Genomic DNA, 13,859 nt, shown 5'->3' with positions numbered 1-13,859 from the left:
AAATAAAAAGAAAGATATAATGAACAAGATTAAATTAAAACTACTGCTATGGCTTGCTCTGCCTGCGCTTATATTTTCCTGTTCGGATGAAGTGGAAGTAAGAACGGGTGGCGTAACAGGCAAGGAGACGCAGGTAAAGATAACGCTTCAGATGCCTCAGTCTTCAGCGCCGTCAGATCCGAATACCTATGCTATCTCTGAGGTTGACGAGAACGATGTTTCTAAAGTAAATGTGCTGGTGTTTAAAGCAGATGCTTCTAAACCTTCAGGATGGGCTTATGAATACAGTGCCACGGGAAGCTCTATTTCCAGTATCGGAGGAACGAATGATTCCAAGAAACAATTTACGGTTACTCTTTTAAAGGACAACAACGAACAGCGGATTGTAGTTCTTGCCAATGCGAACACCGAAGTGAGCGCACAAGCACCGATCGCGAAAGGAGCGGATAAAGATTTACTGTTGGCGAAACTTATCAGCAAAACTGCAGCTGAATGGAATGCCGATTTGAACGGAAGAGGCAATTTTACTTCTTTCCCGATGTGGGGAGAAACTACTGCAACCATCTCGGATGGCGTTACCGAAATAACAGGCGTAACGTTGCTGCGTGCCGTTGCACGGGTGGAAGTTGTGTTGGATAGTGATGTGATTACTGCCAATAATTTTAAGCTGGACGAAATATATATCTACAACAGTAAAAAAGAAGGACATATCGTTCCCGATCCGGACAATCTTGAATCATCGAGTAAAGTAAAGAAAGCAACTATACCAACAGGAAGTATTAACAATGCGAATGCGCTTGAATATACCGTTCCTACAGCTATGAAATACGGCTTTCTACGCTCTATTTATCTGTATGAAGCAAAAGCCGTAGAGCAGGATAAATCATTGGAGGCTACCTGTATTGTGGTAGGGGGTACATACGGAACGGATACAGAAACAACCTATTATCGTCTTGATTTTTTTAAATCAGACAAGAAAACATACCGTGATATTTTACGTAACCATAGATATACCGCAAATATTAAATCGGTGTCGGGTAGCGGTTATCTAACGCCCGAAGAAGCCTTTAAGTCGCATGCTTTGAATATAGAAGCAGAAGTGAAAGAATGGGACGATGGAGAACTTGGAGATATTTACGACAAGGATGGCTATTACGTTAAGATTACGCCTAAAAGCGAATTCGAGTTTGACAAAATACCTGAAACGCAAACAGTAACTATTCAGACCGATTATCCCGGCGGATGGCAACTATTGAAAATTACCGAATTGGCTGACAACGGAACAGACGAACAACCTGTAACCGGCAATTGGCTGACTACCAATAAAACAGTAGGTAGTAAATACGGAGACGCAGAAGTGAAAGTTGCTGTTGATATGACTGTTGACGAAAATACAACCGGGAAAGAACGCATAGGTTTTATCTATGTACAATCCGGACGACAGGTAATCAAAATAAAGGTAACACAGGGTATAAGATTGAAAGTGTTTGTCCGTGTGGATGATGTGACAGGTGTTACGATAAGTGATATTAAAGAGTTGGTGTTTCCAAGCGGACTGTGGTCTGATTATCCAGTGTTTGCCAAAAATATTACCGTGAATTGGGCACCGTATAGCCAGGATAACCCCTGCATTTCTACATCTACCCCCTTGAAAGGTGGAGGTTTTGTTTTCGGGTCGGGTACTGCGTTACCCAATTCAACCACCGAACTAACCGCTCCAAACGGAATTGTGTCGTATCTGGATATCAGACCTGACGAATTTGCGTCATTTGAAATTGCTGCGAATCCGTTTTTGGAAAGATCGTCTTTGTATACTTTTATGTGTAGTAATGCAGGAGAAACAGATATAAAAACATTGTTATTGAGACAGATACATTTCAACTCAGTGCCTGTGCTTGAAGATTTCTACTTGATGGATGGCTCGACACATTCGTTTCGGATAAAATCAAATAGTTCTTGGAGGGTAACCCTTAACAAAAAGGATAACTCATCTGGTGATCCAAACGGTGTCGTAGAGTCTTTTTTGACAACAATAGGTGGTGATAATACAGACACAGGTGATGAGGTCCGTTTTACGCTGAAAGACAAAATTGGAAGCGGAGACTTTAGTACGCTACAAGCAGATGTGTACTTTACAATTACTTGTACCGACATGAATCGGTATTTCGATCCGATTGAGTTTAAAATAGATGCTATGTCGGGACAGATACAGCCATCCTCAAATTCTTATATTGTTGCTCCTAAAGGTGTGCCTATTTTGATACCTGTTAGCAGGGCGAATGATGCGATAGGTATACAGCTAAACGCAACCGATGCTTATACGGCTGAATTGGTTTGGACGGACAATTCAAATAGAATTGCTACCGATTCTAATATTAGCTTACTGACTGCTACTGGTACCGGTAGTTCTGGTTATATCCTGGTGATGCCGGGAAGTGTTGAAGGCAATGCTGTTGTTGCTGTACGAAAAACATCAACTAATAAGATTGTCTGGTCATGGCATATTTGGGTAACTAATTATGCTCCTCCTACGGGTCCAGGCGCGAATAAGTTTATGGATCGTAACCTGGGCGCTATCGGTAATACTCCGGGTAAAGTCGGCACTAAAGGTTTGTTGTACCAGTGGGGTCGTAAGGATCCGTTCCCCGGTTCTACAACTATCAATGGTGATGATGAGCCAACTCGCTACACCGCATCAGGTACTATTACCTCTGTTGCTACAGCAGGAGTTACCACTGTGGCTAATTCTATAGCTAATCCGGCTACGTTCAATTATGGGAATATTGGTAATAGCTATGATTGGACTAGTCGCAATGATGCGCTTTGGGGTCATGGTACAACTAAGACTGTTTACGACCCTTGTCCTCAGGGTTGGCGTGTGCCACAGAACGGAGTATGGAATGGTTTTACTCTGTCGTGGGCAAACTATGGGCATACCAGCGGCGCTCATGGTGGCTTTTACCCCGCCGCGGGGTATCGGAACTACAATAGTGGAGCGCTGTACTTCGTGGGTGGCAACGGCTACTACTGGTCGGCCTCGCCTATCGGAGTGAGCGGGTGTTATCTGTACTTCTACAGTAGCAGCGTGACCCCTAGCATCAACACCTACAGGGCGTACGGGTTTTCCGTTAGGTGTGTTCAAGAATAAAGGGAGCTTGTCTTCCATGTTCAATCATGAGGGTGTCCCACAAGGGCACTCTCTTTTATCTTTTTATGCTGCGTTCTTTTGTTGATTTAGCTTTGTCAGATTTATAATCTGAGTTTTTCTCTCTTCGTGGTGTTGATAGACTCTAAAAAGTTCTACATTCTTGTTTTTTACCGTTCTTTTTTGAGCAAAAACTGCCTTTTTCTGCTTTCGATATAGTTTGAGCAGGTTAAAGGCTATAGCAAAGACAGCAAAATCCATTGCCACTTTCTCTTTTGATTGATGGCGGAACCGATTGTAAGCTTTATTGTATTTGATTTGACCGAAAACAGCTTCGGGTTCTATGGGGCGTCGCTTTCGCATTCGTAGACCTTCTTCCGAGGTAAGCCTTTCACGGGCTTTCCGTTTATACTCCCTTAGCTTATGATTAACCTGTATTTGTCTGTCGTTTTCTGACTTATGGCATAAACTCCTGAGCGGACAACCTTGACAACGGCTGGCTTTGTAAACACTTATCTCTGAAACAAAGCCACTTTGAGTTTTACGATTTGTCGTATAAATCTTTTTCATTTGTTGCCCCATCGGACAGATGAAATAGTCTTTCTCCTTATTGTAATAGAGGTTGTCCTGTAGAAATGCATTGTTTTTAAAGGAACGTTTCTCTTCTTTGTGAAAATAATTGTATTTTACATAAGCCTCGATTTCTTTCTTTTCCAGGTAAGTATAATTCTCTTCACTTCCATAACCCGAGTCGGCACAAAGCTGTTCAGGACGTATCTTGTAGTTGCTTTCAAATCCATTCATAAAAGGGATAAGAGTCAATGTGTCTGTTGGATTAGGAAAGAGATCATAGTGTGTTATAAATTGGTTTTCTGTACCTATTTGAAGATTATACGCGGGCTTTAACTGTCCGTTTCTCATATGGTCCTCTTTCATGCGCATAAAAGTTGAATCCGTATCGGTTTTGCCAAAGCTATTACGCTCCCCCAGAGTATCCAACTTTTCTTCGTACTCCTGAAGTTTTGGCAAATGTTTATCTTCCAGCGTTTTGATTTGTTTAAGTTCTTCTTTACTACGGTTCTCCCGGTTTATCTGCTGTATCCTTTCTTTCAATTCCCGACTGTTGATGGGGGTAGGAGGCTCATCATCGGGAGCATTGTCTTGAGTAATACCGTCTTCTATCTGAGAGAGAATACCATGTATTTTAGATTCCAGCTTAGCCTTATTTCTTTCAACGCTTTTGCGCCATACAAAAGTGTATCGGTTAGCACGGCTCTCCAACTTAGTGCCATCTACATAGAGTTCTTTCAAACTGATGTAGCCCATATCTACCAGAATGAAGACGATCTGAACAAATAGCTTATGGATACTCTGCTTTAGACGAAGCGAACGGAAGTTGTTTATTGTCCTGAAATTAGGCTGTTGATCGCCAGAGAGCCAGATGTAATAAATGTTTTGTTCTAATTGAGCGGCTATTTTTCGACAGGAATAGACATTGTTCAGATAGGCGTAAAAAAGAATCTTTAGCAACATCCGGGGGTGGTAACTACTATTGCCTCCTCCTTTATATCCAAAATCAATGTCGGATAAGTCAAGCTCGTCAACAATATGATTGACTAAACGAACGGGGTGATCTTCAGGTATCTTACTGTCTATACTTACCGGAAAAAGAACACCTTGCCCCTGATTGTAGGGTTTCCATGATATTTTGGCCATAAAGCAATGATTGTCTTTGTTTTATGACTTAAATATAATAAAAAAAGAGCAATAAAAAAAGGATGTCCAAAACTTTTTGGACACCCTCATGTAAACAATCGGTAGTTGAAGTGAAAAATAAGAATAAAAAATAAATGAAACAGAATGATTAAGATATTTAACGCACTAAAATAATAGAATGTAAAATTCAATAGATGATATAATACAATAGAGAATGAGGAGGTTGCCCGTTGTGAAGCTCGTAGCCTACGATAAAATGCTTGATTTAGTAATAAGTCAAATATTTTGGTTAAATTCAGGACTGCACTCGTTGTGAAACGCGTACAGTTCTATTTTTTTTGTCTAAAAACAAGCGTAATACTTCCTACCAGTACATACACACACACAATAAAAAACGCGGCATTAAAATGCAGCGTTTTTTATTCATTACTGTATGAAAAAAAAGATCAACCGGAAAATCCGGTTGGCAACAATTATTATACTCCTTTTTTAAGTTAAAAACGGCACTTTTCTTCCTGTTTTTGAATAGCCCTATACGTTATTGATAATCAGTACATTGTGTATGCCGAAAAACATAAAGGTTATTTTTGAAAAGATAAAGGTTATTTTCAGAAAAATAAAGGATATATTTTCAAACATATAGTATTGTAAAAAACAACCGACCTTTCAGCGTAGAATTTGAATTGTTAATTTGATAGAAGCTACTTAGTCGTCAACCGGAGAATCCGCTGATCCGAAATTCCTATAGTTCCTAAAAAAAGGCATAAAAAAAGGATTGAAAAAATCAATCCCCTATAAACAATTAAAGGCTGTCTCCCGACAACCCCTAACCAACTTTGTTAACCTTAAATCTAATACTATTATGAAAAAACCACGATGCAAATATACGGGTGTTTCAATAAGATACACAATATATTCTGTTAAATAGTGTTTTGTAACATATAACAAAATATAATCAGTTTCGAAAGGACTATTTTGCGGTCTTTTTTGTAGCTAAACTGACTATAATAATTGCTGCAACCGATAGGGGCAATGCAAATAGCAACGGGTCTATCATGGGCCATGGATAGCTTTCTATCAGTACGTCTTGTCCGGTTAAAGCGCGGCAGAGTCCGATAGCGGAAGCTTCTGCTTTATGCAAAAACAGCATGGCGAAGATGCTGGCAAAAGCTCCGGTGCAAATACTGGCCAAAGCGCCTTCTTTGGTTACCCATTTGCAATATAATGAGCAGAAATAGACCGGTAGGAAGGTTGCCGCACATACACCCATAAACAAAGCTGTGCCCCGCGCGATGACACTGGCATTAAGCGTGTAGCAAATGGTGTAACTAATAACAATGAACAGGGTTACTCCGATACGTATCGCGATTGTGGAATTCGGGTTTTTGCTACGTCCCAGTTTAGGAAATGCATCGGCTCCGAAAGCTGCTCCCATTGTATGGAACTGCGCACTTAGTGTAGACATGCTGGCCGAAAGCATACAAAGCATAAAAATAACCCCGAACCAATCGGGCATGGCTTTGTCGATATAAAGAGGTATGATACGGTCAATGTCTTTTACTAATTCGGAAGCGATCATGCCTTCGGTTTTGAGAAAGAACAGATTGGATAAGGCGCCCACATGGTAAATCGATCCTACGGTAAAGAATATAAACAAGCAGCCGATCAGGATGCCCCGGTTTAATTGCTTGTCGTTTTCTACCATCATAAAGCGAACCACTAATTGCGGTTGTGCCAAACAGCCTATCCCTACTCCCATGATTAACGACGTTACTAAAGTGTACCACTGCGGAGAGCCTGTTACAGGCATGGCGGTCCATCCCTGATGCCCCAGTTCCCTTAAATGGTCGGGCACTAAATGCGCAATATTCGTGAGGTTACGGTTTGCTTCGATGAAACCCATGTCCATAGACTTATAGAACCAGATCAGTATAAACAGCAGACTGATAAACATGATTATGCCCTGCAAGGCATCTGTATATAATACTCCTTTTATACCTCCGCTTATTACGTAAATGGCAACGATCACGGTGAAAATAAGCAGAGCTACATCCATATCCATGCTAAACACCTGCTCTATAAAAACCGCGCCCCCTTTCATCACAACAGCGGCATATATAGGCATACCGATAAAAATTACCGCGGCGCAAATACGTTTGATCAGTGGTGAATCATAATGCGACCCCATTAATTGAGGGAAGGTGCGAGCGTCATGTTTTGCTCCGAGTTGCCTCGTTTTCCCGCCAAAAAAGATAAAAGCGATTATCACTCCCATAAACATGTTTAAGGCACAAAGCCATTGAATGCCCATACCGAAGGTAGCGGCTACCCCTCCAAAACCTACAATTGCCGAAGTAGAGATGAAAGTGGCACCATAAGAAAGCGCCATGATCATGGGATTTATCTTGCGATCTCCTAAAAGGTAATCGCTGGAGTTTTTTGTTTGTTTATAGCCTAACCAGCCCAGCCAGGCTAATATGAAGATGTAAATAATTACGATGATCCCTAAAACTAATGTGCTCATTTTTCTTGGTGCTTTTGATCGTTTTTACTTTTGTCTTTGTTCCAAAAAACGATGCCATAACCAATTGAAAATACAAAACAGGCAAAGGTTAGTAAATAGGCCATCCAGATTCCGGGGTCATTTATTCCAAACATAATGTTATTTTTTCTTGTTAAATTTTGTTGAGGTTTTCGGAAGAGATATACTCGAGGTTGTGTTTTTTTACTACAGCATGCGCATCCGAAGAATTATTGGTTCTCAGGATAAGGATTGATTTACCATTCAACGAGAAACAATACATGTATTCAACGCTGATGCCGGCTTCAGTAAAGCAGCCTAATACCTTCGCAAAGCTGCCTGCGCAACTATCGGTCGCTAATGCCAGTACTTCGGTTTTACTTACCGTAACGTTGTTCTCCTTGAACAAGGCGTAGGCTTTGTCCGGGTCGGTTAAAATCAGACGGAGTATTCCGTACTCAGACGTGTCGGCTACTGTTGCAGCGATTATTCCGATATTTGCTTCGGTAAGAATACCCAATACCTGACTTAGTTTGCCACACTTGTTCTCCAGAAAAATAGAAATCTGATTGATCGTCATAATTGTATTTTTTTAGGAATGATTCTTTAGTTAAAACTTTCGGAGGTCTTTTACGCGCACCGCTTTACCTTCCTGAACAGGCAATGAGCCGCGGCCTACCAACTTTAATTTGGGTGTAAGAAGAAGCTCGTCTTTTAGTTGGCGGGTAACTTCTTTCGTTAGCCGTTGAAGTTGGCTGTAGTCGTCGGTAAACAAATCGCTCAGTTCAACCTCTACCTGCATTTCGTCGTTTTCTATGGTGATCAGGTAGTTGTTTCCCAACTCGTTGAACTTCATCAGGATTGTTTCAATTTGGATAGGGAAGAGGTTGACCCCCTTTAAGATAAGCATGTCGTCACTACGGCCTTTGAACCGATCGATTCGCTTGTGTGTTCGTCCGCAGGCGCATTTTCCCTGGATAATACGCGTCAGGTCTCGCGTGCGATAACGCAAAAGAGGCATGGCTTCCCTGTTGATGGCGGTCAGCACTAATTCTCCTACTTCGCCTTCCGGTACGGGTTCTAATGTTATAGGGTCGATAATCTCAACAATTACGTAATCTTCCCAAATGTGCAGTCCGTTTTGTTCCTTACATTCAAAAGCAACACCCGGACCGTTCATCTCCGACATCCCGAAGCAATTATACGCCTTCACGCCGAGCAGTTCTTCTATACGTTTGCGTTGCTCTTCCGAATGTGGTTCGGCTCCGATACAGACCGTATGTAATTTTGTGTCTCTTCTTGGATCTATGCCTGATTCCTGCATAACCTCTGCCAATCTTGTGGCATAACTGGGGATGATGTGTAAACAGGTGGTGCCGAAATCCGCGATAAATTTAAGTTGTCTCTTACTGTTTCCTGCTGCTGCCGGAACAGTGAGCGCGCCTAATTTTTCCGCGCCATACTGAAACCCCAATCCTCCGGTAAACATGCCGTAGCCGGATGTGTTCTGAAAGATATCCGTATTGCGCAGACCGACCATATACATGCAACGTGCCACTTGGTTTGCCCATTCGTCAATGTCTTTAGCCGAATGAAGAACAACTGTGGGGTTTCCGGTAGTACCACTTGATGAATGCAGTCGTACACATTTCTGAATAGGAACTGCTGCCATACCAAAAGGATAATTATTGCGTAAATCTTCCTTTGTAGTAAAGGGTATTCTTTTCAGATCTTCTAAAGAATGAATCGAGTCGGGGGTTATTTTTTGTTCTTTGAATACTTTGTTGTAAAAAGTGGAATTGCCGGCTGTCTGAATCGTTTCCTTTAAACGTTTTAATTGTAGTTTCTCCAGATCGGCGCGACTCATCGTTTCCATGTCTGCTTGCCAATATGTCATGGTGTAAAGTTTTTAGGGTGTTGAAATGATAGAAAATAACCACAAAATTATCTTATTTTTTTAAATCAAGGCGAATTATATGATAAAACATTTAGAAAACAGGGATTTTGCTTATTCGCATGTTTCGGAAAGGTATTATGAGAGGAATAATCTATCTTTGTTATTCTATATTGAGATAGTAAGAAACCATGAATGAACTACGTGTGTTGTTTTGTATCCTTTTCTTGGCATTAGGAATTAGCAAAACGCTGTTTGCTAAGGAAACGAATGAATATAAATTTAACCGCATCGATGTGGAACGCGGACTTTCCAACAGTGAGGTTCTATGTATCTTTAAAGATCGTTCGGGATTTATGTGGTTTGGAACGCCTTCCGGCTTAAATCGTTATGACGGCTATGAGGTGGTTCCCTGTAAACAAGACTTGAGTACAAAGTCGAACTTATCTTCTAATAATGATATCTGGCGCATTCAGGAAGATATGGAAGGCCGGCTTTGGTTAAATACCCGTTTAGGATATACGGTTTACGATCCGGGTATCGAGCGTTTTGTAGATTCTCCCTCTGATTTATTTAAGAAATATGCCGGTACGGAAGAGTTCTGGAGCGTTTATATCGATGAAGGCAAAAACTTCTGGTTTGTAACCTGGGAGGATGTAAGATTGTATGACAGTAAAACCGGAGAACTGAAAATCTTTGAACAAGGAACCCCCGACGGATTGAGTCGTGGCTTGATTGCGGATATAAAACAAGGCAAAAACCGGTATTGGTTTTTTCTGGATAACGGAATGCTGGAATGTATGGATGCCCAAACCCATAAGGTGATAAGTCGGGATTCTACGATTTTGAAATTAAGCAAGACTTCCATAATGGATCAGCGGGAAATGACACTTTTTATAGATTCTTCGGGAGATGTGTGGGCTTATGGAATCGGTTCTCATTTCGGAGTTGCTCATTATAACACTTCGCGTACAACCTGGCAGATTTATTCTGCTAACGCTCCTTCCGATTATCGGATTACAAATAATATTATTACGGAAATACAGGAAGATAATGCCGGCAATATTTGGATCGGCACAGACCATGGGGGAGTAAATGTGGTGAACAAAAAAACCGGAGAAATTTCCGTAATTAAAAATGATGAAAGCGATCCGCTTAGTCTGGCTCAGAATACGATTAAAAGTCTCTATAAAGATGATACCGGAATAATGTGGTTAGGAACGTACAAGAAAGGTGTTTGTTATTATCATGAGAGTATTTATAAGTTTAAATCACTGATTTCATCGTCTACTATTCCTTATAAGGATATCAATTGTTTTTTTGAAACGAAAGACGGAAATTTCTGGATCGGCACTAATGGAGGAGGATTGTTATTCTTCGACCGTAAAAAGGAAACATACACCGTATACAAGCGTAATCCGAATAATCCGAATTCGCCGGCGGGAGATGTAATTGTTGGGATTGAGGAAGACGTTAACGGACATCTCTGGATCGGGTATTACCTGGAAGGATTAGACTGTTTTGATGGAAAAACGTTCACAAATTACACCTACGACACGCAAAAGTCTGATGGATTGACCGATAATAATGCCTGGGTGTTGGAAAATGATCGGGATGGGCATCTTTGGGTTGGCACATTGCGTGGAGGGGTTCTCTTGATCGATGTTGCTACTCATAAAATAATTAAGCATCTTGAAACGAATGGTTCGGTGTATGCCTTGGTGAAACGTCGCTTGGGAGGTATGTTTGTGGGTGCTCAAAGCGGGCTGTACTTGTATGATTTCGAGAAAGAAATATTGGAATTGTATGAGCCCGAGATTTTTAATGAAGTACAGCTAAGTAGAAATGATATTAACTACCTGTGTGAAGACAGTCGCGGCCTCTTGTGGATCGGAACGCGCAATGGGTTGTTTGTTTTTAATCCCTACTCTAAAAAAGTAGAGCTATTCACCGAAGCCAACGGGCTGTCTTCCGATCTGATACAAAGTGTTCTGGAGGATTCGGATAATAATATATGGGTGTCGACCAACCGTGGGCTTTCTTGTGTGAAGGTGACAACGAATGTGGAAACACCCGGTTACTTCTTTAATATAATGAACTACGACAGCTCCGAAGGGTTACAGGGCGAGCAGTTTAATTACAATGCCGCTTATATAACATCCAAGTCTGAATTACTCTTCGGAGGAATTTCGGGCTTTAATCTTTTTATTCCGTCTCAGATCAGTTATAACACAAACCCACCCAAGGTGGTAATTACGGATTTTCAGATTTACAATAAGAGCATTAAGCCGGAAGAAAAATATAATGGACGGGTGTTGTTAACGAAAAGTATAAACATTACCGATGAGATTAAACTGAAATATTTCGACAATTATATCTCGCTGACGTTTGCGGCTCTGGATTATTGTATGCCAAATAAATCACGTTATTTCTATAAATTGGAAGGGTTTAATGATCAGTGGTTGGAGGCAGACCGTTTCAGCAGGAAAGCAACCTATACCAACCTGAGTCCGGGAACTTATCTGTTCAGACTGAAAGCGGTTAACAACGACGGCGTGGAAAGTAGGGAATCTATCCGTTTAAAAATAACGGTCAGTCCTCCTTTCTGGAATACCGCCGCCGCCTGGTTCATTTATTTGTTCCTTGTTATAGCGTTAATATTATGGTATAGAAAACGAATGACGGCAAAGGCGGAAAGAAAACTGGTTTATGCCCAGGAAAAACTGAAAACAAAGCAACAGTTGGAAATGGACGAAATGAAGCTCCGGTTCTTTACCAATATAAGCCATGAGTTCAGAACTCCCCTTACGTTGATACTTACTCCGCTGGATGAACTCTTGAGTAAAGAGAAAGACAAAGAGAAGAAAAGTCTGTTAGACGTAATTGATCGGAATGCGCAAAACTTATTAAGACTCGTTAATCAGCTTCTTGATTTCAGGAAGTTGGATGATAACGCACACAAACTACAACAATCTCACGGAGATATCATCCGATTTTTAAATGAACAAGCGTCGCTTTTTAACGACGCGATGGAGAAGAAGCAGATCAACTATACGTTCTCGTCAGAGATAACCGCTTTGCATATATGGTTCGATCCCGACAAATTGGCGAAAGTTATGGTGAACTTATTGTCAAATGCCTATAAGTTTACTCCCGAAGAAGGACATGTTTCTATACATGTAAGGCAGGTGGATAACTCGTCTCTTTCGATTGTCGTAAAAGACGACGGAGTGGGCATTCCGGAAGAAGATCTGGAAAAGATTTTTGAACGTTTCTATCAGGTAAATCCTTCGAAAGATTATAATAATCAGGGTAGTGGCATAGGCTTGCATATCGTAAAGGAATATGTGGAGCTACATCATGGAAAAGTTCATGCAGAAAGATTGCCCGAAAAAGGCAGTCTCTTTGAATTTATACTACCGATTGTTTCCGACGCTCCCGAACACTCGGATGCACTACTTACGGAGGGAGCGGAGCAAGATGAAGAACAACTTGTTTCGGAAACTTCAACGGAAAATGAACTGCCTAAGCTGTTGGTGGTTGAAGATAATGCCGAGTTGCTTGCATTCCTTACCGATCAACTGAAAAACGACTATGTTGTGCTTCGGGCTTCTAATGGGGTAGATGGAAAAGAAATTGCACTCGCGGAGATTCCCGATCTGATTTTGTCTGATGTGATGATGCCGCTAATGGATGGTGTCGAACTGTGTCAGCAATTGAAAGCCGACATTCGGACATCGCATATTCCGCTGATCCTCCTAACGGCAAAAAGTGGTGAGGAAAGTAAACTCGAAGGACTTACTGCGGGAGCAGACGATTATATAACGAAGCCGTTCAACCTGAATATTCTGAAAGTGAAAATCAGGAATATTGTTGAAATGAGGAGGCACAACCAAAAAGAATTTCAGGAACAGGTAAAGATAGAACCATCGAAAATAGCGGTTAGCTCTTTGGATGAAAAGCTTATTCGTAAAGCATTGGAGTACACGGAACAGCATATGTCTGACCCGGATTTCTCGGTAGAGGAACTGAGCCGTGAACTGGGTATGAGTCGTGTGCATCTGTATAAAAAGTTATCGTCACTGACCGGAAAAACACCCATTGAGTTTATTCGTATCATACGACTGAAACGCGCGGCTCAACTGCTTCAGGAAAGTCAGCTAACCGTTTCGGAAATTGCGTATGAAGTAGGATTCAACAATCCGAAGTATTTCAGAAAATACTTTAAGGATGAATTCGGAATTTTACCCTCTCTTTACGGCAATCGTAAAGAATAGATCAACTGTTTTTTCCGGTTGATCGGGTGTGTGTTTTTGTCTGTTCCGCCTTCGGATCAGCGCATGCGAATCCGGTGCTAAAAAGGAGCGATTTTTTTGCATTACTATATGAATAAAAATATATCCTTTATTTTTCAAAAAATAACCTTTATATTTTCAAAAATAACCTTTATGTTTTTTGATGTATGTAGTGTGTTGATTATCAGAGCTATATGAAACGCGAAAAAACAGCCCTGTTTTAGCTGTAAAACAAGAGAAATAGTCGTTCCCAACCGGGTGTTTTTTTGATCCTGAAGAATGATCGTT

At 41.1% G+C, this 13,859-nt stretch carries 7 protein-coding genes; 2 read left to right on the top strand and 5 right to left on the bottom strand.

The features are described 5' to 3' along the window. Positions 1-19: 19 nt before the first annotated feature. The gene (locus B9Y81_RS10330; protein WP_085536859.1) at positions 20-3,148 is read left to right on the top strand and encodes a FimB/Mfa2 family fimbrial subunit; all 3,129 of its coding nucleotides are present in this window, start codon (positions 20-22) and stop codon (positions 3,146-3,148) included. 63 nt (positions 3,149-3,211) lie between these two features. Here B9Y81_RS10330 and B9Y81_RS10325 read toward each other — a convergent pair whose 3' ends face one another. From B9Y81_RS10325 to B9Y81_RS10310, 5 genes are all read right to left on the bottom strand, one after another. Continuing rightward, entirely contained in the window at positions 3,212-4,861 is a 1,650-nt protein-coding gene (locus B9Y81_RS10325) for an IS1182 family transposase (RefSeq protein ID WP_085535336.1), read from the bottom strand. A 970-nt stretch (positions 4,862-5,831) separates the two neighbouring features. Next, a complete protein-coding gene (locus B9Y81_RS10320; RefSeq protein WP_085536858.1) occupies positions 5,832-7,385 on the bottom strand; it encodes a sodium:solute symporter family protein in 1,554 nt (517 codons plus the stop codon). Next, positions 7,382-7,519, bottom strand: coding sequence for a symporter small accessory protein (locus B9Y81_RS15515; protein ID WP_394335440.1), 138 nt, complete (start codon positions 7,517-7,519; stop codon positions 7,382-7,384). The genes B9Y81_RS10320 and B9Y81_RS15515 overlap by 4 nt, the downstream gene beginning before the upstream one ends. Positions 7,520-7,536: 17 nt before the next feature. Then, positions 7,537-7,962, bottom strand: a complete 426-nt coding sequence (locus B9Y81_RS10315; RefSeq protein ID WP_085536857.1) for an acetolactate synthase — start codon at positions 7,960-7,962, stop codon at positions 7,537-7,539. Positions 7,963-7,992: 30 nt separating this feature from the next. Then, positions 7,993-9,279, bottom strand: coding sequence for a phenylacetate--CoA ligase family protein (locus tag B9Y81_RS10310; protein ID WP_085536856.1), 1,287 nt, complete (start codon positions 9,277-9,279; stop codon positions 7,993-7,995). 188 nt (positions 9,280-9,467) lie between these two features. On the opposite strand from B9Y81_RS10310, the gene B9Y81_RS10305 reads away from it, so the two are divergent. Beyond that, a complete protein-coding gene (locus tag B9Y81_RS10305) occupies positions 9,468-13,553 on the top strand; it encodes a hybrid sensor histidine kinase/response regulator transcription factor (protein WP_085536855.1) in 4,086 nt (1,361 codons plus the stop codon). Positions 13,554-13,859 lie beyond the last annotated feature (306 nt).

This window comes from Massilibacteroides vaginae (assembly GCF_900178525.1).
Taxonomy (GTDB): domain Bacteria; phylum Bacteroidota; class Bacteroidia; order Bacteroidales; family Tannerellaceae; genus Massilibacteroides; species Massilibacteroides vaginae.
This window is presented reverse-complemented; position numbering and strand designations above follow the sequence as displayed.